This window comes from Kitasatospora griseola, assembly GCF_044999035.1.
Taxonomy (GTDB): Bacteria; Actinomycetota; Actinomycetes; order Streptomycetales; family Streptomycetaceae; genus Kitasatospora; species Kitasatospora griseola.
Map to the genome: position 1 here is coordinate 6,491,220 of NZ_CP173360.1, position 25,651 is coordinate 6,516,870.

General features: G+C 74.4%; 26 protein-coding genes. 17 read left to right on the plus strand and 9 right to left on the minus strand.

Features of this window, described 5'->3' with window-relative positions:
* Nucleotides 1–60: 60 nt before the first annotated feature.
* Entirely contained in the window at nt 61–1,194 is a 1,134-nt protein-coding gene (locus tag ACI1MP_RS29450; RefSeq protein ID WP_404869854.1) for a glycosyltransferase family 4 protein, read from the minus strand.
* 95 nt (nt 1,195–1,289) lie between these two features.
* Complete coding sequence (locus tag ACI1MP_RS29455) at nt 1,290–1,877, minus strand: TetR/AcrR family transcriptional regulator (RefSeq protein WP_404869855.1); 588 nt, start codon at nt 1,875–1,877, stop codon at nt 1,290–1,292.
* A gap of 110 nt (nt 1,878–1,987) precedes the next feature.
* Between ACI1MP_RS29455 and ACI1MP_RS29460 the strand changes: the two genes are divergently transcribed.
* Together ACI1MP_RS29460 and ACI1MP_RS29465 are read left to right on the plus strand one after the other, a co-directional pair.
* Complete coding sequence (locus ACI1MP_RS29460) at nt 1,988–2,869, plus strand: NAD(P)H-binding protein (protein WP_404869856.1); 882 nt, start codon at nt 1,988–1,990, stop codon at nt 2,867–2,869.
* Nucleotides 2,870–3,040: 171 nt separating this feature from the next.
* The gene (locus ACI1MP_RS29465) at nt 3,041–4,135 is read left to right on the plus strand and encodes a glycosyltransferase (RefSeq protein ID WP_404869857.1); all 1,095 of its coding nucleotides are present in this window, start codon (nt 3,041–3,043) and stop codon (nt 4,133–4,135) included.
* Between the two features lie 87 nt (nt 4,136–4,222).
* Here ACI1MP_RS29465 and ACI1MP_RS29470 read toward each other — a convergent pair whose 3' ends face one another.
* On the minus strand, nt 4,223–5,410 hold the full coding sequence (locus tag ACI1MP_RS29470; protein ID WP_404869858.1) for a copper resistance D family protein: 1,188 nt from the start codon (nt 5,408–5,410) through the stop codon (nt 4,223–4,225).
* 154 nt (nt 5,411–5,564) lie between these two features.
* On the opposite strand from ACI1MP_RS29470, the gene ACI1MP_RS29475 reads away from it, so the two are divergent.
* The 6 genes from ACI1MP_RS29475 (at nt 5,565) to ACI1MP_RS29500 (ending at nt 11,463) form a co-directional block, all read left to right on the plus strand.
* The gene (locus ACI1MP_RS29475) at nt 5,565–6,086 is read left to right on the plus strand and encodes an SPFH domain-containing protein (RefSeq protein ID WP_404869859.1); all 522 of its coding nucleotides are present in this window, start codon (nt 5,565–5,567) and stop codon (nt 6,084–6,086) included.
* 145 nt (nt 6,087–6,231) lie between these two features.
* The gene (locus tag ACI1MP_RS29480) at nt 6,232–6,924 is read left to right on the plus strand and encodes a hypothetical protein (protein WP_404869860.1); all 693 of its coding nucleotides are present in this window, start codon (nt 6,232–6,234) and stop codon (nt 6,922–6,924) included.
* 227 nt (nt 6,925–7,151) lie between these two features.
* Nucleotides 7,152–7,961, plus strand: a complete 810-nt coding sequence (locus ACI1MP_RS29485) for a thiol:disulfide interchange protein DsbA/DsbL (protein WP_404869861.1) — start codon at nt 7,152–7,154, stop codon at nt 7,959–7,961.
* Between the two features lie 214 nt (nt 7,962–8,175).
* Nucleotides 8,176–9,075 carry an ABC transporter permease gene (locus ACI1MP_RS29490; protein WP_100589301.1) on the plus strand — a complete coding sequence of 300 codons (900 nt, stop codon included), beginning with the start codon at nt 8,176–8,178 and terminating at the stop codon, nt 9,073–9,075.
* A complete protein-coding gene (locus ACI1MP_RS29495) occupies nt 9,065–10,261 on the plus strand; it encodes a polysaccharide ABC transporter ATP-binding protein (RefSeq protein ID WP_380341394.1) in 1,197 nt (398 codons plus the stop codon). The genes ACI1MP_RS29490 and ACI1MP_RS29495 overlap by 11 nt, the downstream gene beginning before the upstream one ends.
* Before the next feature lie 2 nt (nt 10,262–10,263).
* Nucleotides 10,264–11,463: a glycosyltransferase family 4 protein gene (locus ACI1MP_RS29500; protein ID WP_380341391.1), complete on the plus strand. Its 1,200-nt coding sequence runs from the start codon at nt 10,264–10,266 to the stop codon at nt 11,461–11,463.
* 43 nt (nt 11,464–11,506) lie between these two features.
* On the opposite strand, the gene ACI1MP_RS29505 is transcribed toward ACI1MP_RS29500, so the two are convergent.
* The 3 genes from ACI1MP_RS29505 to ACI1MP_RS29515 form a co-directional block, all read right to left on the minus strand.
* Nucleotides 11,507–12,247 (minus strand): SAM-dependent methyltransferase, encoded by a 741-nt coding sequence (locus ACI1MP_RS29505; RefSeq protein WP_404869862.1) that lies wholly within the window; start codon nt 12,245–12,247, stop codon nt 11,507–11,509.
* A gap of 7 nt (nt 12,248–12,254) precedes the next feature.
* A complete protein-coding gene (locus tag ACI1MP_RS29510; RefSeq protein ID WP_404869863.1) occupies nt 12,255–13,436 on the minus strand; it encodes a glycosyltransferase in 1,182 nt (393 codons plus the stop codon).
* Nucleotides 13,437–13,813: 377 nt separating this feature from the next.
* A complete protein-coding gene (locus ACI1MP_RS29515) occupies nt 13,814–14,572 on the minus strand; it encodes an aspartate/glutamate racemase family protein (protein WP_363477848.1) in 759 nt (252 codons plus the stop codon).
* Between the two features lie 290 nt (nt 14,573–14,862).
* Between ACI1MP_RS29515 and ACI1MP_RS29520 the strand changes: the two genes are divergently transcribed.
* The 3 genes from ACI1MP_RS29520 to ACI1MP_RS29530 all read left to right on the plus strand — a co-directional run bounded on the left by ACI1MP_RS29520 (nt 14,863) and on the right by ACI1MP_RS29530 (nt 17,632).
* Entirely contained in the window at nt 14,863–15,669 is an 807-nt protein-coding gene (locus tag ACI1MP_RS29520) for an ArsR/SmtB family transcription factor (protein WP_380341507.1), read from the plus strand.
* Nucleotides 15,670–15,775: 106 nt separating this feature from the next.
* Nucleotides 15,776–16,297, plus strand: coding sequence for a hypothetical protein (locus tag ACI1MP_RS29525; protein WP_380341381.1), 522 nt, complete (start codon nt 15,776–15,778; stop codon nt 16,295–16,297).
* Between the two features lie 120 nt (nt 16,298–16,417).
* Nucleotides 16,418–17,632, plus strand: a complete 1,215-nt coding sequence (locus tag ACI1MP_RS29530) for an MFS transporter (RefSeq protein WP_380341379.1) — start codon at nt 16,418–16,420, stop codon at nt 17,630–17,632.
* Nucleotides 17,633–17,796: 164 nt separating this feature from the next.
* Here ACI1MP_RS29530 and ACI1MP_RS29535 read toward each other — a convergent pair whose 3' ends face one another.
* A complete protein-coding gene (locus tag ACI1MP_RS29535; RefSeq protein ID WP_380341377.1) occupies nt 17,797–18,798 on the minus strand; it encodes a polysaccharide deacetylase family protein in 1,002 nt (333 codons plus the stop codon).
* 434 nt (nt 18,799–19,232) lie between these two features.
* Between ACI1MP_RS29535 and ACI1MP_RS29540 the strand changes: the two genes are divergently transcribed.
* The 6 genes from ACI1MP_RS29540 (at nt 19,233) to ACI1MP_RS29565 (ending at nt 23,931) form a co-directional block, all read left to right on the plus strand.
* Nucleotides 19,233–19,493 (plus strand): hypothetical protein, encoded by a 261-nt coding sequence (locus ACI1MP_RS29540; RefSeq protein ID WP_100589308.1) that lies wholly within the window; start codon nt 19,233–19,235, stop codon nt 19,491–19,493.
* A gap of 378 nt (nt 19,494–19,871) precedes the next feature.
* Nucleotides 19,872–20,699, plus strand: coding sequence for a polysaccharide deacetylase family protein (locus ACI1MP_RS29545; RefSeq protein ID WP_404869864.1), 828 nt, complete (start codon nt 19,872–19,874; stop codon nt 20,697–20,699).
* Nucleotides 20,692–21,885, plus strand: a complete 1,194-nt coding sequence (locus tag ACI1MP_RS29550) for a glycosyltransferase family 4 protein (RefSeq protein WP_380341371.1) — start codon at nt 20,692–20,694, stop codon at nt 21,883–21,885. Before ACI1MP_RS29545 ends, ACI1MP_RS29550 begins: the two co-directional genes overlap by 8 nt.
* 154 nt (nt 21,886–22,039) lie before the next feature.
* Complete coding sequence (locus ACI1MP_RS29555) at nt 22,040–22,711, plus strand: sugar transferase (RefSeq protein WP_380341370.1); 672 nt, start codon at nt 22,040–22,042, stop codon at nt 22,709–22,711.
* A gap of 107 nt (nt 22,712–22,818) precedes the next feature.
* On the plus strand, nt 22,819–23,415 hold the full coding sequence (locus ACI1MP_RS29560) for a NeuD/PglB/VioB family sugar acetyltransferase (RefSeq protein WP_380341367.1): 597 nt from the start codon (nt 22,819–22,821) through the stop codon (nt 23,413–23,415).
* Between the two features lie 36 nt (nt 23,416–23,451).
* Entirely contained in the window at nt 23,452–23,931 is a 480-nt protein-coding gene (locus tag ACI1MP_RS29565) for an NUDIX domain-containing protein (protein ID WP_043908993.1), read from the plus strand.
* A 48-nt stretch (nt 23,932–23,979) separates the two neighbouring features.
* Here the strand turns inward: ACI1MP_RS29565 and ACI1MP_RS29570 are convergent, their stop codons facing one another.
* Complete coding sequence (locus ACI1MP_RS29570; RefSeq protein WP_404869866.1) at nt 23,980–24,909, minus strand: NAD-dependent epimerase/dehydratase family protein; 930 nt, start codon at nt 24,907–24,909, stop codon at nt 23,980–23,982.
* 159 nt (nt 24,910–25,068) lie between these two features.
* Nucleotides 25,069–25,647, minus strand: coding sequence for a PTS-dependent dihydroxyacetone kinase phosphotransferase subunit DhaM (locus ACI1MP_RS29575; protein WP_369880737.1), 579 nt, complete (start codon nt 25,645–25,647; stop codon nt 25,069–25,071).
* Between the last annotated feature and the right edge of the window lie 4 nt (nt 25,648–25,651).

The following is a 25,651-nucleotide window of genomic DNA, read 5'->3' on the forward strand; positions in this document are numbered from 1 at the left end:
ATCTGACGAAACGTCATCAACCGGTCCGGTTCGCTCCGTCGGCGAACCGCCCTTGGACCGTCAGGTCAGTGCGCGCTCGTAGAACTCGACCATCCGGGCGGACACCTGCTGGAGGGTGAACCTGGTCAGGAAGCGCGCCCGGGCCGCCTTCGCCCGCACCAGCGCCTCGCCGGGCCCGTCCAGCGCCCGCAGCAGTGCGGCGGCCAACTCCCGGGGCCGCTGCGGCGGTACCAGCAGCGCGTAGTCCTCCGAGCCGACCGTCTCGCGCAGCGCCGGCACGTCCGCGCACACCAGCGGCACGCCGACGCCCATCGCCTCCATCGCGGCGCTGCCCAGCCCCTCCCAGCGCGAGGGCACCGTGCACACGTCCGCCGCCGCCATCAGGTCGAACACGTCGTCCCGCGGCCCGAGGAACCGCACCCCCTCGGTCCGGGCCGCCAACTGCTCCAGCCGGGCCGTCTCCGCGCCCCGGCTGCCGGCCAGCAGCAGCACTGCGTCCGGCCGGGCCGCGTGCACCTCCGGCCAGGCGGACAGCAGCACGTCCAGGCCCTTCTGGTACTGCTGCCGGGCCGCCGCCAGCACCACCGGCACCTCGTCCTCCAGCCCGAGCGCCGCCCGCACCGCCGCTCGCCGCTGCGGGGTCGCGGTGCCGAGCAGCTGCGGGTCGCGGCCGCGCGGCACCACGTCGATCCGGCGGCGCGGCACCAGCAGACGGGCCGCCATCGCGTCCGCGACGTGGTCGGTCAGCGCGTGGAAGCGGCGCACGCCCTGCGCGGTCAGCGCGTCCACGCCCTGCGCGGCCCGCACCTTCCACGGGCTCAGGCCGCGGGCGCGCAGGTGCTCCGGCCCGTACGCGGAGTTGACCAGGCTGGAGACCACCGGCACCCGGGCGGCGAGCGCCGCCGGGCGGCCCAGCACGTCCGACTCGTACAGCGTGGTGTGCACCAGGTCCGGGCGGCGGCGGCGGAACTCGGCGCGCAGCGCCGCCAGTCGGGCCGGGCGCGAGCCGCGCAGCACCGGCACCGGCTCGGCGCCCGCCGCCCGCAGCTCCTCCTGGAACCCGCCCGGCGACTCCTTCAGGAACGCCACCTGCAGCTCCACGCCCGCGCGCACCAGCAGCGGAGCCATCGCCACCAGCCCCTGCTCCGCGCCACCGACCCGGCTCACACTGTCGATCACGTACACCACGCGCACCGCAGCCACCCCCTCGCCCGGGCCACCCCCTGACCGGGGCTCAGCATCCCAGCCCCGGAGGGCCCGCGTCCGCGAAACCCGCCAGCTGATGGGTGCTACCCGCAGGCGGGCGGGGGAGTGGTGGCGAGCATGCCGGCCAGGGCGATGTCGAGCAGCCGGTCGGCCTGCTCGCGGGTGTCGTGCTCGCGGCTCCACGCGGCGGCGTTCATCAGGGTGAACAGGTCGGCGCCGGTGGTGTCGCCGCGCAGCGCGCCGGCCTGCCCGGCCCGGTCGGTGAAGCGGTCGCAGAGCGCGGTCAGTGCGGCGCAGGACTCGCTCAACTCGACGGCTCCTGCCGAGAGTTGCTCGGTCAACCCCTGGTAGGCGGCGGCGTGCCCGACCACCGCGCGGACCCATTCGGCCAGCGCCCGGGCCGGGTCGGGGTCCTCGGCGAGCCGCTCGCCGTGTGCGAACAGTGCCCGGTTGCGCTCCTCCAGCAGGGCGGCGATCAGCGCGGCACGCGTCGGGAAGTGCCCGTACAGGGTGCCGATCGCGACGCCCGCCCGGCGGGCGATGCCCTCCAGCGAGGCGCCGGTGCCCTCCTCCCGGAACGCGGCGTCGGCCTCGGCGAGCAGCCGTTCCCGGTTGCGCAGGGCGTCCGCGCGCGGACGTCGGCGGGTGGGGCCGGTCGGTTGTGCGGGCATGGCAACTCCCTTGGTGCGCTTGCGTTCCCGATTAAGTCGAGGCATCCTCGGGTTATCGGGAAATCGAGGATGCCTCAGTTTAACGGGGCGTCCGGGGGAAGGGGCATGCCATGATCCTGGTGACCGGAGCCACCGGCTCCGTCGGACGCCACCTGGTTCGCCGACTCGCCGACCGCGGCGTCGAGTTCCGCGCACTGGTCCGCGACCGGGCCAAGGGCCGCGGGCTGGGCTGCGACCACGTGATCGGCGACTTCGACGACCCCGCCTCGCTCGCCGCCGCGTTCGAGGGCGTGGACCGCCTGTTCCTCAACGGGCCCGGCGCGCAGGCCGTGGACGGCGAGCAGCCGATGGTGCGTCAACTGAGTGCGGTGATCGACGCGGCGGCCGCCGCCGGAGTCGAACGGGTCGTCAAGATCTCGGTCTGGCACGCCTCGCCCGGCGGAGCCCTCTCCGAAGGCGCGCACTGGGAACTCGACCGCCGCCTCGCCGCCTCCGGCCTGCCCTGGACCGTCCTGCAGCCGTCCGGCTTCCTGCAGAACCTGCTCGGGCCCGGCGCCTTCACCCCCGACGGGCAACTGATCGGCCGCTACGGCGACGGCGCGATCTCGCACATCGACTGCCACGACATCGCCGCCTGCGCCGACGTCCTGCTCACCGGCCCCGCCCGCCCCGGCGAGACCTTCGTCCTCACCGGTCCCGAAGCCCTCACCGACGCCCAACTCGCCGCCCGCGTCGCCGCCGCGCTCGGTCGCCCCGTCGGCCGGGTCGCCCTCGCCCCCGGCGATCTCGCCACCGCCCTCGCCGGCCAGGGCGCCCCGATCGGCTTCGCCCGCGCCCTCGCCGACCTCTTCCGCGGCGCGGCCGCGGGCGCCCTCGCCGACGTCACCACCGCGGTCCCGGACCTGCTCGGCCGCCCGGCGCGGACGGTGGACGAGTTCCTGGCGGACAACCTGCCCGAGCTGCGCAAGTCGGCAGGCCAGCAGGGGAGTTGAGTCACGCCTGCGGGCGTCGCACCGGCGCGGGACGAGCGGCGCCGCCCGGCCGCACGGCGTGTCGCGGGACTGCCGCCGCGCCATCGGGGCACCGTGTCGACCCGTGGCCGGAGGCGGGCAGTCGGCCGAACCCGGCCCGCCGGTCCGCGGCGTCTCGGTAGGGTCGGGCGCATGGCCGAGCCGCGCGTCCTGCACGTGATCACCGACCCGCGGGCCCGAGGCGCGCAGCGCCTCGCCCGCGACCTGCACGGCGAACTGTCGCGCCGTGGGCAGACGTCCGACCTGGTGGCGCTGCATCCGCATCCGGACGCCGATCCCGCCGAGCCGGTGGCCGTGCTGGGGCCCTCGCGCCACCATCTGGACACGTTGCGGGCGCTGCGGCGGGCAGCCCAGCGGGCCGACGTGGTGGTCGCGCACGGGTCGTCCACGCTGCAGGCGTGCGCGCTCGGGCTGCTGGCCGCCCGCACCCCGTTCGTCTACGTGAACATCGGCGACCCCCGGCACTGGACGTCGACTCCCGCCCGGCGCCTGCGGGTCGGCGCGTTCCTGCACCGGGCCGCCGCCGTCGCCGCGATCTCGCCGCACGCCGTGGAGCTGCTGCGCACCCGGTTCCGGCTGCCCGCCCGCCGACTGCACGTGCTGCCCAACGCCCGTCCTGCGGAGCGCTTTTCGCCTCCGGTCGGCCCCGCCGAGAAGGCTGCCGCCCGGGAGGCCCTCGGGCTGCCCGAGGGCGGGCCGCTGATCGCCTGGATCGGTGCGCTCAGCCCGGAGAAGCGCCCCGACCTCGCCCTCGCCGCCCACACCCGCCTGCCCGAGGACGTCCACCTCGCCCTCGCCGGTGAGGGCCCGCTGCGCGAACGCCTCACGGCCGACGCCGGCCCGCGCACCCACCTGCTCGGCCCGCTCGCCGACCCCGCACCGCTCTACCGGGCCGCCGACCTGCTGCTGCTCACCAGCGACTCCGAAGGCGTCCCGGGCGTCCTGATCGAAGCCGCCCTGGCTGCTCTGCCCGCCGTCGCCACCGAGGTCGGCTGGGTCTCCGACGTCGTCCGCCACGGCGAGACCGGACTGCTCACGCCCCCTGACGACCCGTCCGCCGCCGCCGAGGCGCTCCGCACCCTCCTCGCCGCCGATCGCGCCCCCTACGGCGAGGCCGCCCGCGAGCACGCCCTCGCCCACTTCGACCTCGCCGCCGTTGCCACCCGCTGGCAGCACCTGCTGCGCGAAGTCGCCCGCGCCGGACGGCGGGTGGACGCGAGGAACTGACCGTCCGGTCGGCATGCCGGCGGGCGGTGCCCGCGACCCTCGCCCGACCGGATCTCTCCGCTCCTCGCGTGACGCGGTCGCCGAGCCTCAGCCGGCCGTGGTGGGTGCGGCGGCGCCGGGGGCGGGGCGGCGGGACAGGGCGTCGGATGCCTTCGCGGTGGCGTACAGCGAGACCGCGAGGGCGGCCACCAGCGCGGCGCCGGCGGCGAAGACGCTGCCGTCGGAGACGGCCTTCGCGCTGCCGGCCTCGGTGCGGGCGGAGCCGGTGATGAAGGGCAGGACCACCAGGACCGCGACGCCGAGGACGACCTCGCCCCAGACCACCTTCGGGAAGTGCTGCAGGGTGAGGTGCAGCAGCGAGGCGGAGTCGTCGGCGCGGCGGGCCTGCGCGATCCTCGGCATCAGCCAGAACTGGTTGAAGGCGCCGGCCGTGACCAGGCCGAGGACCAGCACGATCTTGATCAGGAGGGCGATGCCGTAGCCGGTGGTCCACAGCTGGGAGACGGCGCCGACGTGCTTCCAGGTGAGCCACAGGCCGGAGACGGTGACCGCGCCGACGCACACCATGGCGACCAGGCTGAAGCGGCGCCAGATGTCGGCCCACAGCAGGCCGGCGCCCTCGCCGAGGCGGCCGCGGGTGCCCGCGAGGGCGACCAGCAGGGCCAGGCCGCCGAGCCACACGGTGCCGGAGACGATGTGGAGCTGGTCGAACACCGGGTCGAGCCAGCGGTCGAGGTTGGCGGGCGCGGTGGCCGGGGTGCCGGCGATCAGGGTGATCGCGAGGGAGGCCGGCAGCGCCGCGAGGACGATGCGGTCGAGGTGGCGGCGCACCGCCGGGACGAACAGCGCGATCAGTGCGGCGGCGGTGGCGAGGAGCACGACGTTCTGCAGCTGGTAGAGCGTGCCCTGCGCGATCCAGGCGTCCTTGGCCGCCGGGGCGTCGAGGAAGTCAGCTATTCGGCCGGGGGCCATGGCGTCGCCGAACGGCATGCCCTTGCCGGCCCTGGCGACGCGCGCCACCAGCTGGAAGTACCCGGTCACCAGCAGGACGACGCCCGCCCAGGCCAGGTAGCCGGCCGACCGTCGGCGCAGTGCGGCGGCGTCCTCGGACGTGGTGCTCGCGGCCCTGAGGGCGGGGCGCACGGAGGTGAGGTACGTGACGGTGGTGCCGATGGTGCCGCTCAGGCCGACGAAGTAGCCGGCCTTGGTGAGGACCCGCCAGGTCGGAGGCGTGGTGTATCCGGCCGCCTCCGCGGCCAGCTGCAGGTATGTCATAAGGTGATCCTAACCTTACTAAGGGCAGCCTCTCCTAACGCGTCTCTCATGTCCGGTCGGCCGTGCTCGCCGCCGGGCCAAGTCGTTCGCAGCCACTGCTGGTTGGCCATGCGCCGCCCATACTGGGTGCAGGTCGAGAGTGGGGGAGGCAGCCATGGCGTGGCTTGTCGCGATGGGGCTCGTGGTGCTGCTGGCGGCGGCGGCGAGCGTGAAGCGGGTGGGGCAGAACGAGCGCGGACTGGTGTTCCGCACCGGCCGACTGCGGGAACGCGTGCTGCGGCCAGGGACGGTCGTGCTGGTGCCGTTCGTCGATCGGCTGGAGTGCGTCGACGTGTCCGAGACCGTTGTCGAGGTGCCGTTCACCGGCCCCGCCATGGACGGCCGACGGGCGCGCGTCGAGGCCGTGCTGACGTTCTGGGTGGTGGATCCGGTGGTGGCGGCCACCGCGGTGCAGAACCACCGGACGGCGATCTGTCAGCTCGCGCTGGTGGTGATGCGCACCGAGGCCGAGCAGCGGACGTTCGGGGAACTGACCACCGCACGCGAGGAGCTGAGGCGCGCGCTGCTGCGCGAGGTGGCGCCCGCCGCGGCCGGCTGGGGAGTCCGACTGGACCGGGTCGAGGTGCGGAGTGTCACGGCCGCCGAGCCGTCGGGACCCGAACCGAACCGGCCCTGACCGGAGTTCGGCCCCGCGGTCCGTCCCGGACGTGTAACAGCGGCGTACCGGACGGAAGGTCGAGGAACCGTCCGACAACCGGACGCGTGGTGACGCATGCCCGCCGCTCGGCGGACCGCACACCTCGCCCCCGCAGGAGCCTTCGATGAACCTCCGCAAGCCCGTCGCCCTTGCCCTGTTGGCCTGCTCCGTCCTCGCCCTGACGGCCTGTGACCCCGACAGCTCCACCAACGCCGCGCCCGCGAAGAGCACCGCCGCGAGCACCCCGGCGGCCCCGCCGGCCGCCTCCGACGGCGCGTCCGGCGGCTCCTCGTCCGCCGCCCCCGGCGGCGGCAAGCCCGCCGCCGACGTCCGGATCTGCGGCAACTCCGAGAAGGAGAGCGACGTCAAGGCCGAGCTGACCCTCGACCGGAGCGCCGAGCCGCGGATCACCGGCATCATCAAGCTCACCAACACCACGTCCACCGAGTGCGTCGTCTACGGCAAGCCCGACCTGCGCACCGACCACACCGCGCAGTTCCAGAAGCTCGTCAGCGGCGTCCTCGGCTCCGGCACCTTCGCCACCGACAAGGCCCACGGCACCGTGCTGCACCCCAACGTGCCGGTCTACCAGGCCGTCACCTGGCTCTCCGCGCCGCCCGTCGCGCCCAACGCCTCCTGCACCACCGGCTCGCTGCTGGTGCTGGTCCGCAACGAGGACGTCCTCTCCCTCCCCATGCAGGTCAAGGACGCCCGGTACTGCCCGATCAAGGAGGAGGGCTCCGCCCAGGTCCAGATCGGCGTCCCGCAGGCCTCCGAGGCCGAGGCCAAGGCCCAGCTGCGCGGCCTCGGCAAGTAGTCGAGGAACGACGTGACCGGGTTCCGGTGGGCGAGTGTGCGGGGGCGCCGCCCGCCCGCCGGGGACCCGACGACCGGGCGGCGTTCCACTGCCCGCCCGGGCGAACGCCCGGGCGAACATCCGGGCGCCAGACGTCCGTTCGAGCGGTGCTGCTCCGTTCCGGGGAACTTCGCCGACCGGCTCCGGATCGCCTGGCCCGCGCCGGGGCGGGCTGCCACGCTGCCCTCGTGAAGCCGCTGCTGAGAACCACAGTCCTGATCGCCGTCGCCGGGGGCCTGGTCGCCGCCCCGGCCGCCGCCGCCGCCGTCTCCGCCCGTCCGAGCGCGTCGCACGGCCTGACCGGGAAGCAGCTGCTGACGCCGGGTCAGTACCTCGCCGCCGCGCAGCAGCCCGGTCCCGCCAAGCAGCACGGATCGGCCCCCGACACCCGGCCGGTCGACGTCGGTTCGCAGGCCCCGGCCGCCGCACCGCAGAGCCCGCCCGCCGGTACGCAGGCCGCCGGGCCGCAGGCCACCCGCCTGCACGAGGCCGTCGAGTTCTTCTGGTACAACTGCACGCACTCCGCCGCGCTCGAAGCGCCGCTCACCCGCTGGGCCGCCCAGCACCGGTCGGACGTCACGCTGCGCCGCATCCCGGCGATCTGGGTCGGCAGCCCCGACGAGGCCGAACAGCGCGCCCACGCGCGGCTGTTCTACACCCTCGACCGGCTCGGCGAGGTGGACCGGCAGCAGGCCGCCGTGTTCCGCGCCGTCCGCGACGACGGCGTCGACCTGACCACCGAGCAGCGCGCCGCCGACTGGGCCGCCGCGCACGGCATGGACGCCGCCGAGTTCCGTGCCGCGTACCACTCCGCGGAGGTGGACCGGGCCGTGGAGCAGGCGCCCAGGCTGTTCGCCGACTACCGGGTCAACGAACTGCCCACGGTGGTCGTGGACCACGACGGCCGCACCTCGCCCACCCGGGCCGGCGGCGTCGAGAACATGCCCGCCGCGCTCGACCGGCTGGTCGCCGAGGGAAGCCCGGACCGGGCCCGCTGAGCCGTGAACTCCCTTGGTGCGCGGACCGGTTCGGCCCAGAACCGTCGACAGGCGGGTTGAGCTGGCGCAATCTTCACGGAACCCGCCCGCCGCCCCCACACTCTGTGTCATGGTGGTCGCCGGGCCCGACCGGACCGCACCGTCCGCCCGGCTCCGACACAGCCGACACAGACACCGGGCGCGGCCGCACCGCGCCCGGAGAGGGCGGGAGTCCGTGGGGGGACAGCGCGCACAGGTCATCGACGACCGCGAGGGCCAACAGGCGCCCGGCGGCGTCACGATCCCGGCCGGGCCACCGCCCGAACTGGTCTTCAAACGCCGGCTGCGCCCCGTCCAGGTGGCCCACGAGCTCTGGGCCGCACGGGAGTTGGTGCGCGCGCTGGCCGAACGCGACCTGCGCGCCCGGTACAAGCAGGCGGTGCTCGGCTTCGCCTGGGCGGTGCTCACGCCGCTCGCGCTGTGCGCCATCTTCACGCTGGTCTTCCATCGCGCCGTGAAGATCGAGACCGGCGCGGTGCCGTACACGCTGTTCGCCTATGTCGGCCTGATCGTCTGGCAGTTCTTCAGCAACACGATGAACCAGGGCGCGCTCAGCCTCGCCAACAATCTCAGCCTGCTGAACAAGGTGTACTGCCCGCGCGAGGTGTTCCCGCTGGCCACCATGCTGGTCGCCACCGTCGACATGGCGATCGGCGTCGGCGTGCTCGGCCTGATGTTCCTGGTGTTCTGGACCGCCCCCGCCGCCACCTTCCTGTGGGCGCTGCCGCTGCTGGTGATCCAGTTCGCCTTCACCTACGGCATCGCGCTGATCCTCTCGGTGGCCGTGGTGTACCTGCGCGACGTCCGCCACCTGCTGCCGATCATCACCCAGATGGGAGTGTTCGCCACCCCGGTCGCCTACCCGCTGGCCAAGATCCCGCACCGGCTGCAGGAGATCTACGTCGGCGTCAACCCGCTCGGCGCGGTCATCGAGGGCTACCGGAAGGCGCTGCTGTACGGCGAGGCCCCCGACGGGCGGATGACGCTGATCGCGGCCGCCAGTTCGCTGGTCTTCCTGGTCGGCGGCTACCTGTTCTTCAAGAAGCTGGAAACGGGGATCGCCGATGTCGCGTGACTACCCGCTGGGCACCATCCGCACCCAGCAGGTCTGGAAGCGGTTCCGCGCCGACCAGCAGCGGATGCTGCTGCGCGACCGGGTCGAACAGGCCGCCCGCCGGCTGCGCGGCGACCGCGGCGAGGACTGGCGCTGGGCGCTGCGCGACATCAACCTGCACATCGAACCGGGCGAGTCGGTCGGCCTGATCGGCTCCAACGGGTCCGGAAAGTCCACCCTGTTGAAGATGCTGACCAGGGTCATGTACCCGTACGCGGGCATCATCGACGTCCGCGGCCGGATCGGCGCGCTGATCGAGATCCGGGCCGGCATCCACCCCGACCTGACCGGCCGGGAGAACATCTACCTGTTCGGCGCGCTGCTCGGCCTCAAGCGCCGCGAGGTCGCCGGACGCTTCGACGACATCGTCGAGTTCGCCCGGCTCGGCGGTGCGATCGACCGGCAGGTCAAGTTCTACTCCTCCGGCATGCAGATGCGCCTCGGCTTCGCCGTCGCCGCCTACCTGGAGCCGCACGTCCTGCTGGTCGACGAGGTGCTCGCCGTCGGCGACGCCGTCTTCCAGCAGCGCTGCCTCGACCGGATGCGCGAAGTCGCCGAACAGGGCACCACCATCGTCTTCGTCTCGCACGACCTCCCTGCCGTCCAGTCCATCTGCCGGCGCGGCGTCTGGCTCGAACAGGGCACCGTCCGGGTCGACGCCGGCATCAAGGACGCCCTGGCCGGCTACCGCGACTCCATCGAGGCCCAGTCCGAGGCCACCGCCCGGGTCGGCGAACCGCTGACGCTGCTGAAGTACGAAGTGCGCGGCGAGGACGGCGAGGAGAACCTGCACACCGACGAACCCGTCACCGTCGAACTCACCCTCGGGGGCGACTACCGCGGCGACGCCACCCTGCACCTCGGCGTCAGCGAAGGCACCTCCAGCCCGATCTTCCAGATCAGCCACGAGATCCGCCTGACCGGCGGCGACCACCGCGTCGCCTGCGTCATCCCCCGGCTGCCGCTGCCGCGCGGCCGCTACACCCTGTGGACCGGCGTCTACTCCATCGGCAAGACCGACGGCGGCACCCTGATGAGCTGGCACTCCGCCGGCCAGTTCGACGTGTTCGGCCCGATGCTGGACACCCCGCCGCGCGCGGTCGTGCTCGCCGCGCCGGTCTTCGTACCGCACCAATGGGAGGAGTGAGCGTGCGTTCGGTCCGCGTCCTGGTCCACCTCAACAACCTTGCCCTCGGCGGCGCCCAGCTCAACGCCGTCGACATCGCCCGCACCCTGCGCGACCGCGGCCACGAACCCGTCCTGTTCGCCCAGGGGGTCGACGGCCCCGCCCCCCTCGTCGAACTCGCCGCCTCCCACGACCTCGACCTCGTCGTGGCCGGCGACCCCGACACCCCGCACGCCGTCATCCGGGCCCGCCTCGCCCGCCTCGCCGACGAACACGGCTCCCAACTCGTCCACGCCTGGGAGGTCCGGGCCGCCCGCAACGCGTACTTCGGCCCCGGCCGACAGGGCCGCCTCCCGATCGTCACCACCTTCTACGGCATCCGCATGCTCCGCGGCATGCCCCGCCACCAGCCCCTCGTCCTCGGCCTCGGCGCGCTGATGCCCGACGGGCGGGCCTTCGGGCACCGCGACCTGCGACTGATCGAACCCCCCGTCAACACCTCACTGGACGCGCCCGGCTCGGTCTCCGGCTCCGCCTTCCGCGCCGAAGTCGGCGCCGCCCCCTCCCAGTTGCTGCTCTGCATCGTCACCCGGCTGGTCTCCGGCCTGGAGAAGGACGCCGGCGTCCGACGCACCATGGCCGCCGTCCGCCTCCTCGACGACCCCGACCTCGTCCTCGCCGTCGTCGGCGGCGGCCCCAGCGAAGAGCCGCTGCGCGCCGAGGCCGCACGCCTCAACGCCGAACTCGGCCGCGAAGCCATCGTCCTCACCGGCCAACGCTCCGACCCGCGCCCCGCCTACGAAGCCGCCGACCTCGTCCTCGGCATGGGCGGCTCCGCCCTGCGCGGCCTCGCCTTCGCCAAACCCGTCATCGTCCACGGCGCGAACGGCTACACCGCCATCCACGAACCCGGCCCCCTCGTCGAGCCCCACGCCTCCCGCTGCATGTACGGCCACGGCGACGGCCCCACCGACCCCAAGGCCCTCGCCGCCCAGATCCGCACCCTCGCCGACGCACCCGACCGCCGCGCCGAACTCGGCAGCTGGGGCCGCGACTGGGTGGTCGGCCGGTTCTCACTCGACCACGTCTCCACCGCCTTCGAGGAGATCTACCGCGAACTCCTCCGCCAACCCCCGGGCCGCACCGCCTGGCTCCGCGACCTCGAACAGATGACCCGCTACGAGTACGTGAAGCCGACGGCCCGCCGGCTCCTCACCCGCTGACGGATGAAGTCGTCCACCGCAGGCTTCCCGGAACGTCGGACTGTCAGTCGCCGGGGCGGAGGAGGACGGTGACGAAGCCGAAGCCGTCGCGGTACTCGGTGAGCCATTGGTCGCGGTGGTGGGTGGCGGCGGCCAGGGCCTGGTCGCGGTCGGGGCCCGGGGGTTGGTCGAGGGCCCAGTCGGTGAGGGCTCCGGTCCAGGACCATTCGTAGGTGTCGAGTTCTTCGCGGGTGGAGGTGTGTCCGGCGATCGGCCACCAGTCGGCGGTGCGGAGGGTGGTGAGGACGCCGGCCAGGTCGGTGAGGTCGTCGCCGAAGAACTCGCGTGCGTGGTCGGGTGGTTGGCCGTCCCAGTAGGACTCGCCGAGCAGCAGGGTGCCGCCCGGGGTGAGGAGTGGGCGGACGGCTTCGAGGGTCGGCAGCAGGCCGCCGAAGGCGTAGGTCGCGCCGACCGAGAGGACGGAGTCGAAGGGCTCGTTCGTCCTGAAGTCCCGTACGTCGGTGTGGTGCAGGCCGATTCGGCGGGCCACGCCCGCGCGTTCGGCGGTTCGGCGGCCGTCCTCCAGGGCGTCCGGGTTGGCGTCCACGCCGATGGCTTGCAGGTCGGGGTACATGCTCAACGCCCTTACCAGCCACGCGGCTTCGCCGCAGCCGAGGTCGAGGACGCGACCGTCCGGGCGGCGACGGAGCTGGTGTTCCAGCAGGCGGCGCACCGACTCGTCCGACAGGGGGGCGGCCACAGGGTGGTCGCGGTGGGCGATCCGTCCGATCGTCTGGCGTTCCATCATGTAACTATGCCCGGTGGGTCGTTCGGTCGTCGATGCGTTGCGGGGGCGGATAGGTGCGGCCCTTCCAGGACGCGCCGCGGCCGCGCCAGTGCTGGACGGCGGAGTCGACCGTCATCAGCAGGTACAGCAGCGCGGTGAAGGGGAGGAGCGGGGCCTCGGTCACGGGTCTGTCGTAGTAGCGCAGCATCGGCGCGAAGGTGCCCGCCATCAGCGCCCAGGCGGCGAGGCCAGTGCCAGCGGTCCACCAGTTGCCCGTCAGCAGGCCGGTGACGGCCGCGATCGGCGGCACCAGGTAGATCAGCGTCAGACCGAGGACGGTGCCGAGCAACAGGGGTGGTGAGTAGCGGAGTTGGGCGTACGCGCTGCGGGAGACCATCCGCCACAGCGGGGACAGTCCGGGGTAGGGCCGGACGGAGTCGACGCGGTCGGCGAGGCCCAGCCAGGTGCGGCCGCCGGTGCGTTTGACGGCGCGGGCGAGTGACACGTCGTCGATCACCGCGCCGCGGATCGCCGCCACCCCGCCCGCCCGTTCGAGCGCGCGACGACGCACCAGCGAACAGCCGCCGGCCGCGGCGGCCGTCCGGGAGGAGGGACGGTTGGAGCGGCGGAACGGGTAGAGCTGGGCGAAGAAGTACACGAACGCCGGGACGATCAGCCGCTCCCAGCCGGACGCCACCCGCAGGCGGGCCATCTGGGAGACCAGGTCCAGGTTGTGCGCCTCGCCCGCCACGACCAGCTCCCGCAGGGAACCGGGCCGGTGCGCGATGTCGGCGTCCGTCAGCAGCAGCCACTCGGCGTCGCCGGCCCGCTCGACGCCGTGCCGCAACGCCCACAGCTTGCCCGTCCAGCCCTCGGGGAGGGGTGGGGGAGTGGTCACCTCCAGCTCCAGGCCCCGGGCGGCCGCGAGTTCTCTCGCCAACTCGGCAGTCCCGTCCGTGCTGTGATCGTCCACCAGGACGACCCTGGCCCGGCCCGGATACTGCTGGGCGAGCAGGGACGGGAGGGAGAGGGGCAGCACGCCGGCCTCGTCACGGGCCGGCACCACTGCCACCACGTCCGGCCACCGCGACGGCTCCGCACCCCCGCGCGGCAACCGCTGATCGGTCCGCCAGAACCCGCCGTGACACGCCGCCAGCCACACCCACACCACCAGCGCCACCACCGACACCCACCACAGCACGGTCACCCCGGCAGTCTGCCCCACGGACAGTGCGCGGACGCCGAGGCGCGACGGGCTGCCGCCCGGCGGAGGGGTGGGGTTGGGCCGGGAGGGCAAGGGCCGGGGGTGTGAGGGTGTGGCAAGGAGGGGGGGGTCGAGGGGTGGGCGGCAGCCCCGCCCGGTGCGGTGCCGGCGTCGGGGCGCGATGGGGCGGCCGTCCGGCGGAGGGGTGGGGTTGGGCCGGGAGCGTGGCGGTCGGCCGGAGGGCCGGCCGGGGAGGGCAAGGGCCGGGGGTGTGGGGCACGGCGAGGAACGGTGCGGGCTACCCAGGGGGCGAATATCGGTCTACTCGCGCTGCGACGACACCGAGGCACCACCGGTGGCCGCTGGGGCCGACGGGACGGTCAGACCCTTGCGCCGATCAGGATCTCGCCCTGGGGGTAGTTGAGGGCCGCCGTCTGGAGGGCGGCGGGGCGGCCGGAGTGGAGGACGGTGAGGGTGCCGGCGCCGGCGGTGGTGGAGGTGATGCGGCGGAGGGCCTGGGCGGCGACGGCGTCGGCGGAGCCGTGGAAGCGGGCGGGGACGGACAGCGCCGAGGCGATGCGGTCGTCGACGAGTTCGTAGTGGGTGCAGCCGAGGACGACGTCGGTGGTGGAGGCGGGGGTGCGGGCCGCGGCATAGGCGATGGCGGCGGCGATGGCGTCCTCGTCGGCGTGCTCGACGGCTTCGGCCAGGCCGGGGCAGGCGACCTCGTGGACCTCGGCGGCACCGGCGCCGAACTCGGCGATCAGGCCGCGCTGGTAGTCGCTGCCGGTGGTGGCGGGGGTGGCCCAGATGGCGACGACGCCGCCTGCCGCGGTGGCAGGCTTGATCGCGGGGACGGTGCCGATCACCGGCAGTTCGGGCTCGAACTCGGCGCGGAGCCGGGCGAGCGCGTGCACGGAGGCGGTGTTGCAGGCGACCACCAGCGCGTCGGGTTCGAGCGCGGCCGCGGCCCGGGCGCAGGCGAGGGCGTGCTCGGTGATGTCCTCGGGGGTGCGCGGTCCCCACGGCATGCCGTCGGGGTCGCAGGAGATGACCAGGTCCGCGTCCGGCCGCAGGCGGCGCAGCGCGGCGGTGGCGGCGAGCAGTCCGATTCCGGAGTCCACGAGGGCGATCTTCACGAGCAACGACTCTACCTCTTGGCCGTCGCACACCCCGGTCCGGCCGATGGGGACCACCTGCACCGCAGCCCTGGCCGAACGCGTACGAACGCCCTGCCGGGACGCCGCCGGGACGCTCGGACGGGACGCCGCCCGGACGCCGCCGGGACGTCGCCCGGACTGGCCGCGTTTCGACCGGATCGACGCGTGCGGCCGGGGTTCGCCTGGTGCCTCCGCCGCCCGCGTTGCGATAGGCAGGCAAATACCTGCATGATGGAGGGGTGAGTCCGGAACCGATCCCCACCGCCCCGATGGACGCGGTGTTCAAGGCCCTCGCCGACCCGACGCGGCGGGCGTTGCTCGACCGGCTGCGGGTGCGGGACGGGCAGACGCTGCGGGAGTTGTGCGAGGAGGTGGCGATGGCCCGGCAGTCGGTGACCCAGCACCTGGACCTGCTGGTCGCGGCGCGACTGGTCACCGTGGTCCGCCGGGGGCGGGAGCGGCTCCACTACCTCAACCCCGGGCCGATCCACGAGATCGAGCAGCGGTGGATCGCCGACTTCGACCGGCCCCGGCTGGCCGTCCTCGGCGCGATCAAACGACAGGCAGAGCAGGAGAACGCCATGAACAGCGCATCCGAGACCGGTACTGTCCCGACCTACGTGTACGCCACCTACATCCGGGCCACCCCGGAACAGGTGTGGAAGGCGCTCACCGACGCCGAGCTGACGGCCCGCTACTGGGGCCACGCCAACGTCTCCGACTGGCAGGCCGGATCCACCTGGGAGCACCGCCGCACCGACGGCTCCGGCAAGGTCGACGTCACCGGCCGGGTGCTGGTGGCCGAGCCGCCGACCCGCCTGGTGCTCACCTTCGAGGACCGGCCGGACCTGTCCGGCCTCGAAGACGAGGCCACCGTCACCTTCCTGGTCGAGCCGCACGAGGACATCGTCCGGCTGACCGTCACCCACGAGAAGCTGCGCGACCGCACCGCGCTGCAGGCGATCTCGCACGGCTGGCCGGCCGTCCTGGCCAACCTGAAGTCGCTGCTGGAGACCGGGGAGACCCTGCCGCAGGCCCCGTGGGAGATGGCCCCCACCGAGACCCGCGCCGACTGACGCACCCCACGGATCCCACGGACCCCACGCACCCGAAGCACCCGAAGCACCCCATGCACCCGACGCGGTGCCCCGAGCGCGCCGCCGCAGCAGAAGGGCACCACGGATGTACGACACCGCCGCACTCCACCGTGCGTACCAGGACGTGATCGCCGCCGCCGAGGAGGCGGCCGGTGCCGAGCCGGTCGCCGTCCCGCCCGGCGAGTGGGACGCCGAACAGGTGCTGGCCCATGTCGGGTCGGTCACGGCCGGCACCCTGGCGGCGGTGGCCGCCGTCGCGGCCGGCTCGCCCGCCACCTTCGACAACCGGATCTCCCAGGACAGCTGGACGATCGGCCGGGTGATCGACCGCACCGGCGGCGGCCGGCAGCTGCGCCGCCGGATCGCCGCGCAGGCCGAGGCGCTGTGCGCGCTCGCGGCGTCGCTCGGGACGGAGGAGCTGGACACCGCGCTGCCGACCCTGCTGCTCTCGCACGGCCGACCGGTGTTCGAGGGCCCGCTGGCGATCCTCGACCTGCTCGACGGGCTGGCCGCCACCGAACTGCCCGGCCACGCCGCCCAGATCCGGGCGACCGCCGCCCCGACTGCTGTGCCCGCCACCCGGGCCGCGTCGCCCGCCGCGTCCTGAGGCCCGGCCCCCGGCCCCCGGCCCCCGGCCTCCGGCCCCCTGCTCCGTCCGGTTGATGTGCGGCGGTGGTGCGGCCGGGTTGGGTGCGGCGGGTCCGGCGGGTGCCCACGCTTGGGCCCCATGGGAGAGCGGACGACGTCGAACGGGCCGGACGAGCGGGTGTCGGGGGCGGCGTACACCAACCTGGTGGTCGCGACGCTCGGCTTCGCGCTGACGTTCTGGGCGTGGAACCTGATCGCCCCGCTGGCGGGCGAGTTCGACAAGACGCTGCACATGTCGTCGTTCGCGCAGTCGTTCCTGGTCGCCGTCCCGGTGATCGTCGGCTCGCTGGGACGGGTCCCGGTCGGCGCACTGACCGACCGGTACGGGGCCCGGCTGATGTTCCCGCTGATCTCGGCGCTGACCATCGTCCCGGTGCTGCTGATCATCCCGGCCCGCGAGTCGTACGGGGCGCTGCTGGCGGTCGGGTTCTTCCTCGGGCTGGGCGGCACGACGTTCGCGATCGGGGTGCCGCTGGTGAACTCCTGGTTCCCGGCGCACAAGCGGGGCCTGGGCCTCGGCGTGTTCGGGATGGGCATGGGCGGCGTCGCGCTGTCCGGCTACTTCACGCCGCGGCTGTGGAAGCACGGCCACGACCTGCCGTTCCTGGTGATGGCCGGCGCGCTCGCCGGGTACACCGTGCTCGCGGCGCTGCTGCTGCGCGACCGCCCGGACCGGGCCGTGCCCACCGCCTCGCTGGCCACCCGGCTGGGGCGGGCGGGTCGGCTGCGGGTCACCTGGGAGCTGTCCGCGCTGTACGCGATCGGCTTCGGCGGCATCGTCGCGTTCGGCGTCTACCTGCCGACGTACCTGAAGACCTGGTACCACCTGTCGGCGACCGACGCGGGCACCAAGGCGGCCGGCTTCGCGCTGGTCACCGTGGTGTTCCGGCCGTTCGGCGGCTGGCTGTCGGACCGCGTCCACCCGGCCGTGGTCACCGGCTGGGCGCTCGCGCTGACCGCGCTCTTCGCCGTCGTGCAGGCCTTCGACCCCGCGCTCGACCCGGTCGGGACGATCGCCTTCCTGCTGATGGCCGCGGGCCTCGGCACTACCAGCGGCTCGGTGTTCGCGCTGGTCTCGCAGGTCACCCCGGTCGCCCAGGTCGGGTCCGTCACCGGCATCGTCGGCGCGATCGGCGGCCTCGGCGGCTTCGTCCCGCCGCTGGTCATGGGCGCCATCTACAGCGCCAAGGGCAGCTACTCGATCGGCTTCATGCTGCTGTCGGACCTCGCCCTGGCCGGCTGCGTCTACGCGGTCGGCCGGATGCGGAACATCCGGCCGGCCGCCGCCGCGTGACGGGACGCCGACCGCCGCCGTGTGACGGGACGCCGACCGCGGGCCGCGACGCCGTTCACGTCGAGCGCCCACGGGCCGCATGCGCACGGCGAGGAGGAACCGGCCGACCGTGACGGCCGGGCGGGCCGTCACGGCGCGGTGAATCGTTACGCCTCGGCGAACCGTTACGCCTGGGCGCCGAGCAGGCGCTGAACCGCCGGCTCCAGGCCCGACAGGATGGTGTCGAACCGCCGGGTCGAGGTGGTGGAATCCACCTGCAGGCGGCTGATCCGCAGCGGGTGGGCGGGCAGTCGGGGGCCCAGGCGGTGGTCGGAGAGGAAACCCAGCCGGTAGCCGAGCTGGCGCAGCACCGTGTCCGCCCGCTCGTCGAACCCGCCGTCGGGGTAGGCGAACGCCGACGGGGCCTCGCCGAGCCAGCGGGTCAGCGCCAGGTGCGCGCCCGCGATCTCCGCCTGCACCGTCGCCGCGTCGCAGCGCCGGAGCGACGGGTGCCCCAGCGTGTGGTTGCCCACCGTGACGTCGGCCTCGCGCAGCGCCCGCAGGTCCTCCGGGCGCAGCTGTTCCTGGGCCGGCGGGCGGCGCGACGCGGAGACCCGCAGCTCGGCGAGGCTGCGGCGGCGGTCCGGGTCCGGCAGCGCCTTGAGCAGTGCCAGCACCCGCACCGGGTCGCCGCCGGTGGGCAGCAGCCGGGCCCGGCCGCCGTGCCGGGCGAGGAACGCCGCCTCGTGCCACCAGAAAGGCTGCTCGGTGCCGATCACCTCGGCGATCACGAACGCGGCCGCCGGGATCCGGCGCGCCACCAGCTCCGGCAGCGCGTGCCGCAGCACGGTGCGGTCCGGGTCGTCGAAGGTCACCAGGACCGAGCGCGGCGGCAGCGGGCGACCCTCGGCCAGGGAACGCTCCACGTCCTGCACCGACACCGGGGTGGCCAGGCGTCGGAGCCGGTCGAGCTGGGCGCCGAACGAGCGTGGATCGGTGATGCCGTGATAGGCGAGCACGGCCAGCCGCTGCGCGGCCCGGGCCCGGAACAGCGGCTGGGCCGGGCTGAACCGGAGCCAGCTGCTGCGGTCCCGGGGCTGCCCCGACGCGAGGGCGGGCGCGGCGGCGGGCACGGCGGCAGGTTGGGGCGGGGCGCAGACGGCGGCGGCGGTGGTGGCGTACGACACGGTTCCCCCCTCGGTCGCCGGCATGCGGCGTGGCGGTCCCGTCGGCAGGCGGAGCCCGGCCTCCGACCCCGGGAACGGCGGCTCCGCTCCCGAGTGATCTAGCCCGCGGCGGGTACTCCCAATCCCGCTCGTCGGACGGCTCCTGGATCGCTCAATGTAGTGGAGACCATCGACATGGCGGGATGGTTGTACGGCGGACGGCGAGATTTCGCGGGGACCTCCGAACGGCCGTCCGGAATCGTCCGAACGGTGATCAGGCACGGTCCGGACACCGGTCGGGAAGGTCGGCCGGAGCACGGCGACGGACAGCCCGCAGGGCGGTCCGGGGCACGGTTCGCGCGGCGGCCCGGGCGGTGCCGGAGCGCATCGCAGCGCCGTCGACCAGTGCCGAAGGTCCGTGGCCCGCCCCCGGGGGCCGGGTTACCGTGGAGGGCATGGCAGACACCCCGAGTGACCGCACCGCTACGCGCTGGTCCACCGTGTTCGGCGGCTGCGCACTGCGCCGCCACCAGTTGCTGCTGTCCCTGGTCGGCGTGGGCTGCGTGGTGCTCGGCATCCTGGTCGCGGTGCTGGTCCCGGAGAGCGACGGCCCCGCGTGGGTGATGGCGGTGGCGGGCTGCCTGGCCACCGGAGTGCTGCTGCTCGCCCGGGTCGGCCTGGCGCTGCTGCGCCCCGGCCGCGGCACCGCATCCTGAAACTCCGCGCGGAGCGGCTGCCGTTCCCGGAGGGGCTGCCGTTCCCGGAGCCGCGGCGGTTCCCGGAGGGGCTGCCGTTCCCGGAGGGGCTGCGGTTCCCGGAGGGGCTGCGGTTCCCGGAGGGGCTGCGGTTCCCGGAGGGGCGCGAATCGACCGGACGGGCCGAAAACGTCCAGCAAACGGACAGCGCCGGTCGGATCGGCTGATTTTCGGCCTACCTGCGCACTTCTTTCACGTTTCCCCGGCAGTGAAAGCACACTTCCCCCTACTGTGAAACGCATCGCCCGCGCAGGCCGCGGGCCGGGGGAGTCATCAGGGTCGGGCGCGGGGGCGCCGCGGCCGCATTTTCCGGTGCGGGGGCACCGCGAGGGGGACGTCATGGCGAGCACCGCCGTCGCCGCCGCAGGCATCAGGGCGAAGGTCAAACAGCAGCTGGCCCGCGCGGCCGGCCGGGTACCCGGCGAGGGCGCCACCGTCCTCATCTACCACCGGATCGGCGGCGGCACCGCCGACGAGCTCGACCTCGCCACCGCCGACTTCACCGCCCAGGCCGACCTGCTCGCCGAGCTCCCGCCCGGCCGGGTGGTCTCCCTGGACACCGCCGCCGACCGGCTCGACGCCGGCCTGCGCACCCCCAGCACCGTCCTCACCTTCGACGACGGCTTCGCCGACACCTACGACACCGCCTGGCCGATCCTCAGGGAACGCGGCCTGCCGTTCACCGTCTACCTGGCCAGCGGCATGGTCGGCGGCCCGATGCGCTGGGAGGGCTCCACCGCCAAAGGCGCCCCCGCCACCGGGCTGAGCTGGGAGCAGCTGCGCGAGATGGCCGCGACCGGCCTGTGCACCGTCGCCAACCACACCCGCAGCCACGCCCGCCCCATGCTGCTCACCACCACCGAACTGGACGCCTGCGGCGACGACGTCGAGGAGCACCTCGGCACCCGCCCGCGCCACTTCGCGTACACCTGGGGCACGCCCGTCCCGCACATGGAGACCGCGCTGCGCGCCCGGTTCCGCACCAGCGCCACCGGCCGGGTCGGCCGCAACCTGCCCGGCGGCGACCCGGTCCGCCTGCACCGGGTGCCGGTCCGCCGCACCGACCCGATCGACTTCTTCCGCGCCAAGCTGTACGGCCGGCTGATCCCCGAACGCGCCTACGCCCGGATCGTCGCCACCGCAAAGGCGGTGGGCGCCCGTGCCTGAGTGGCCCTCACTTCCGCTGCGGCTGCGCGGCGAGGACGGGCGGCCGCTGCGGGTCGCGCACCTCACCACCGTCGACATGTCGCTGCACCTGCTGCTGTCCACCGAACTGACCGTCGACGTCGAACACGGCCTGACGACGTACGGGCTCAGCGCCCCCGGCCCCTACCGGCAGCGGATCGAGCACCTCGGCGTCCACCACCGGCCGCTGCCCTCGCTCACCCGGGCCTGGCAGCCCGCCGCCGACCTCGCCGCCGCCCGCGAACTGCTCTCCGTGCTGCGCGAGATCCGGCCCGACGTGCTGCACACCCACAACCCGAAGACCGGCGTCCTCGGCCGCGTCCTCGGCCGGCTCGCCCGGGTGCCGGTCGTCGTCAACACCTGCCACGGGCTCTGGGCGCAGGCCCACGACCCGCTCGCCAAGCGGCTGCTGGTGCGCGGTGCCGAAGCGTTCGCCGCCCGGTTCTCGCACGCCGAGCTGTACCAGAACGCCGAGGACCACCGCACTCTCGCCCGCTGGGGCGTCCCCGCCCGGCGCGCCCGGGTCGTCGGCAACGGCGTCGACCTCGACCGCTTCCCCGCCCCCGGCCCCGCCCGGGACGCGCTGCGCACCGCGGTGCGCGACCGACTGGGCGTCCGGGACGACGAGCTGCTGGTCGGCGGGGTCGGCCGGCGGGTCGCGGAGAAGGGCATCCGCGAATACGCCGAAGCCGCCCGGGCGCTGGCCGGCAAAGCCCGCTTCGTGTGGATCGGACCGGACGACCCCGACAAGCCCGACGCGCTGCGCGCCGCCGAGGCCGGACTCGAATTCCTCGGCAGCCGCGACGACATGCCCGCCGTGTACGCCGCGCTCGACGTCTTCGTCCTGCCCTCCTACCGGGAAGGCTTCTCCCGCTCCGGCATGGAGGCCGCCGCCAGCGGTCTGCCCATGGTGCTCAGCGACATCCGCGGCTGCCGCGAGATCGGCACCCACGACCAGCACCTGCTGCTCGCCCCCGCCGCCGACGCCGCCGCCCTGACCGGCGCACTCGACCGGCTCCTCACCGAGCCGGCCCTGCGGAACCGCCTGGGCACGGCCGCCCGCCGCCGCGCCCTCGAACAGTTCGACCAGCGCACCGTCGCCCGGATCTCCCTGGAGACCTACGCCGCCGTCGCCCGCAGACGCGGCCTGCCCTGGACCACCGACTGACCGGCGCCACCCGCACCGCAGCACACCAGCACCGCCGCACCACAGCACTGGCACCGCGGCTCCACCGTCATGCGCGCCAGCAGCCCGGCGTGCCCGCAACCCGCCCCGACCGGGGCCCACCACACCACCACGCACCAACCCAGTTGGGGGAGAAATGAAGCGAGGGGGGGACCTCGCGGTCGCCGCACTGGCCGGGATCATCGCCGTCCCGCTCGGCCTGGTGATCGCCCTCCTGATCCGCGCCACCATGGGCGGACCGGTGATCTTCCGGCAGACCCGCTCCGGCCGCCACGGCCAGGAGTTCCGCATCCTCAAGTTCCGCACCATGCGCGACAAACGTCACGAGGACGAGCCCGACGCCCCGCGGATCACCCGCCTCGGCGCCCTGCTGCGCCGCACCAGCCTCGACGAACTCCCGCAGCTGTGGAACGTCGCCCGCGGCGACATGGCCGTCATCGGCCCGCGTCCCACACTGCCCGAACAGGTCGTCCACTACTCGCCCCGGCAGCGGGGCCGGCTCGCGCTGCGCCCCGGCCTCACCGGCTGGGCGCAGATCCGCGGCCGCAACTCCATCAGTTGGCCCGAACGCATCGAACTCGACCTCTGGTACATCGAGCACCGCACCCTGCTGCTCGACCTGCGCATCCTCCTCGGCACCGCCCGGATGCTGCTGCGCCCCACCGGCATCACCGCCGCCGGCGGCGTCAACCCCGGCTTCCCCGTTCCCGCCGAGGCGCCCGCGGCGACGCCCGCTGCGCGGGTCGTGCTGCCGCGCCAGGCGACGGCGGCCGCGCCCCGGCTGGCCCGGGAGGAGCTGCCTCGCTGACGAAACGATTCGGCCCGGCAGGACTTCGATCGGGCATGCCTTCGACCGGGCGGCCGTAGGGTCCGGAACCGACGGTGCGTCAGGGCGGGAAGAGGGAGCGGGACGGGATGCTGTGGATCGCGGGAGCCGGCGGAGTCGGCCGGGAAGCACTGGACGTGGCGATCGCGGCGGGCGTGCCGGTCGCCGGATTCCTGGACGACCGGCCGGCGGGCGAGCGGGTACGCGGGCTCCCCGTCCGCAAGCCCGGTGAACTCCCGTTCGGTGCGCCGTACTTGATCGGCATCGCGGACCCGGCGGTACGGGCCCGGCTGGCCGAGCTGCTGGACGCGGCAGGCGGCCGGCCCGCCACGCTGGTGCACCCGCGGGCGATCGTCGCGCCGGAGACCGAACTGGCCGCCGGCTGCCTGGTGATGGGCGGCGCGCACGTCTCCAGCAGCGTCACTCTCGGGCCGCACAGCCAGGTCCACTACAACGCCACCGTCGGCCACGACACCCGCTTCGGCGCCCGCGTCACCGTCTACCCCGGCGCGAACGTCTCCGGCGCCGTGCTGCTGCACGACGACGCCACCGTCGGCTCGGGCGCCGTCGTGCTCCAGGGCCGCACCGTCGGCCCCGCCGCCTTCGTCGGCGCCGGCGCCGTCGTCACCCGCGACGTCGCGGAGCGCACCACCGTCATCGGCTGCCCGGCCCGCCCCATGTCCTGACCGGCCGCGCGGCGGGCAGGGCATAGGCTCGGGGCCATGGGAATTCCTGTGTTTCTGGCCGAGCTGCGCGAACTCGTGGGGCAGCGGGCGCTGTGGCTGTCCGCCGTGACAGTGGTCGTGGTCGACGACGACGGGCAGGTGCTGCTCGGGCGGCGGGCCGACAACGGGGCCTGGGCGCTGATCGGCGGCATCATCGACCCGGGCGAGCAACCCGCGGACGCGGCGGTGCGGGAGTGCCTGGAGGAGACCGGCGTGACGGTGGAGCCGCAGGCGCTGATCTCGGTCACCGTCTCACCGGTGGTCGACTACCCCAACGGGGACCGCTGCCAGTACCTCGAACTGACCTTCCGCTGCCGCCCGTTGGCCGGCGAGGCATGCGTGAACGACGACGAGTCGCTGGAAGTCGCCTGGTTCCGCCCGGACGCCCTGCCCGCACTCGACGCGTCCGCACAGGAACGGATCGAACTGGCGCTGGCCGGAAACAGCACCGCGTACTTCGCCCCGGCCGGCGCGTAGCGGAGCTCCCGGGGCGCGCGACGGCGTGCCCCGGAACCCCGGTTCGCCTCAGAGCGTCCGGAACCAGGCCGCGGTGCGCCGCAGGCCCTCCGGCAGCGGGACCGGCCGGACGTCGGGGAACAGCTCACGCAGCCGGGAGTTGTCGGCCTGGGAGTCGCGCACGTCCCCCGGCCGCGGGTCGACGTGCTCGGCGGCGACCGGCTCGCCCAGCGCCTCGCCCAGCAGGGAGATCAGCTCCAGCAGGGTGGTCCGGGTGCCGAACGCCAGGTTCACCGGCTCGGCGCTGACCACCCGGCGCAGCACCGCCTCGGCGAGCACCTGCGCGACCGTGCCGACATACGTGAAGTCGCGGCTCTGCAGCCCGTCCCCGTGCACCGTCACCGGCCGGCCGGCCAGCGCCGCCGCCAGGAACGCCGGGACGACGGCCGCGTACGCGTGGCCGGCGGGCTGTAGCGGGCCGAAGACGTTGAAGAACCGCAGCGGGAGCACGCCCAGGCCGTAGCAGTGGTGGTACGCCCCGAGGTACGCCTCGGTGGCGAGCTTGGAGACCGCGTACGGGCTCATCGGCGCGGTGCGCATCGACTCGCGCTTGGGCAGCTCGCGATTGGCGCCGTACACCGAGGACGAGGACGCCGCCGCCACGTACAGCCCGCCGGCCCGGCGGGCCGCCTCCAGCACCTCCAGCGTGCCGGTGGCGTTCGCGTGGTGGCTGGCCAGCGGCGCGGCCACCGAGCGCGGCACCGAGGGCAGCGCCGCCAGGTGCACCACCGCGTCCGCCCCGGCGAACGCGGCGTCCAACAGTGCCGGATCGAGGATCGTGCCCTCGAACAGCGTGGCGTCCACACCCGCCAGGTTGGCCTTGCTGCCGGTGGACAGGTCGTCCACCACCCGGACCTCCGACACCTCCGAACGGGCCGTCAACTCCCGGGCCAGATTGGCCCCGATGAACCCGGCCCCGCCGGTGATCACCACTCGCATCGCCGTACACCACCCCTCCGCCGGGCCCGGGGATCCCCCCACCGGGCCGATGCGCCCGACTCTAGCGGCGCACCCTCGCCCACCGGGCCGAAAACCGCTCAGTCGCACCCAAACCGTCCCATCGGCCACATCCCGCACGACGACCGGTGGAGGCGCCCCTCAGCGCTTCGTCCGACGCCCGGTCTCCTCCGCCGCGTCCAGCACCGCCGCCAGGTCGCCGCCGGCCGTCGCGGTCGCCACCGCCGCCACCGAGCCCTCCACGAACGGCGCGTCCGCGAACCGCACCGGGAACGGCAGGCCGTGCTCGTCGGCGTCGGTCAGCAGCGCCAGCACCGTCTCCACCGCGCCCTCCAGGTCGCACAGCACCACCACCCCGTGGCCCTGGTCGACCCGGCGGGCCGCCGTCGCCACCAGCACCGCGCTGGTGCCCAGGCCGTCCGCGATCGAGCCGCCGGTCGCCACCACCGGCGCCGGGTCGTCCGACTCCGCCACCGCCAGGGCCAGCGCCCGCACCGCGTCCGCCACCTCGTGGCTGTGCGAGACCAGCACCACCCCCACCCGGCCGTGCCCGGCGGGCCGCGACGGCCGGGGCACCGTGGGCGTCGGGGCGGTCAGCGTGCCGGTGGCGGCGCCCACCGGCGGGGCGGACGGCGCGGTGGTGATCGGGATGACGTCGGCGCGGCTGCCGTCCCGCTGGTCCATCGGCTGCTCCCCGGTGCGTGGCTGACTGCTCGTCACCCAT

Excerpts from the sequence above, each read along its gene's own strand:
- ACI1MP_RS29455 (WP_404869855.1), bottom strand. The coding sequence starts at position 1,877 with ATGCCCGCACAACCGACCGGCCCCACCCGCCGACGTCCGCGCGCGGAC.
- ACI1MP_RS29460 (WP_404869856.1), top strand. The coding sequence starts at position 1,988 with ATGATCCTGGTGACCGGAGCCACCGGCTCCGTCGGACGCCACCTGGTT.
- ACI1MP_RS29465 (WP_404869857.1), top strand. The coding sequence starts at position 3,041 with ATGGCCGAGCCGCGCGTCCTGCACGTGATCACCGACCCGCGGGCCCGA.
- ACI1MP_RS29470 (WP_404869858.1), bottom strand. The coding sequence starts at position 5,410 with ATGACATACCTGCAGCTGGCCGCGGAGGCGGCCGGATACACCACGCCT.
- ACI1MP_RS29475 (WP_404869859.1), top strand. The coding sequence starts at position 5,565 with ATGGCGTGGCTTGTCGCGATGGGGCTCGTGGTGCTGCTGGCGGCGGCG.
- ACI1MP_RS29480 (WP_404869860.1), top strand. The coding sequence starts at position 6,232 with ATGAACCTCCGCAAGCCCGTCGCCCTTGCCCTGTTGGCCTGCTCCGTC.
- ACI1MP_RS29495 (WP_380341394.1), top strand. The coding sequence starts at position 9,065 with ATGTCGCGTGACTACCCGCTGGGCACCATCCGCACCCAGCAGGTCTGG.
- ACI1MP_RS29505 (WP_404869862.1), bottom strand. The coding sequence starts at position 12,247 with ATGGAACGCCAGACGATCGGACGGATCGCCCACCGCGACCACCCTGTG.
- ACI1MP_RS29520 (WP_380341507.1), top strand. The coding sequence starts at position 14,863 with ATGGACGCGGTGTTCAAGGCCCTCGCCGACCCGACGCGGCGGGCGTTG.
- ACI1MP_RS29525 (WP_380341381.1), top strand. The coding sequence starts at position 15,776 with ATGTACGACACCGCCGCACTCCACCGTGCGTACCAGGACGTGATCGCC.
- ACI1MP_RS29530 (WP_380341379.1), top strand. The coding sequence starts at position 16,418 with ATGGGAGAGCGGACGACGTCGAACGGGCCGGACGAGCGGGTGTCGGGG.
- ACI1MP_RS29540 (WP_100589308.1), top strand. The coding sequence starts at position 19,233 with ATGGCAGACACCCCGAGTGACCGCACCGCTACGCGCTGGTCCACCGTG.
- ACI1MP_RS29545 (WP_404869864.1), top strand. The coding sequence starts at position 19,872 with ATGGCGAGCACCGCCGTCGCCGCCGCAGGCATCAGGGCGAAGGTCAAA.
- ACI1MP_RS29555 (WP_380341370.1), top strand. The coding sequence starts at position 22,040 with ATGAAGCGAGGGGGGGACCTCGCGGTCGCCGCACTGGCCGGGATCATC.
- ACI1MP_RS29560 (WP_380341367.1), top strand. The coding sequence starts at position 22,819 with ATGCTGTGGATCGCGGGAGCCGGCGGAGTCGGCCGGGAAGCACTGGAC.
- ACI1MP_RS29565 (WP_043908993.1), top strand. The coding sequence starts at position 23,452 with ATGGGAATTCCTGTGTTTCTGGCCGAGCTGCGCGAACTCGTGGGGCAG.
- ACI1MP_RS29570 (WP_404869866.1), bottom strand. The coding sequence starts at position 24,909 with ATGCGAGTGGTGATCACCGGCGGGGCCGGGTTCATCGGGGCCAATCTG.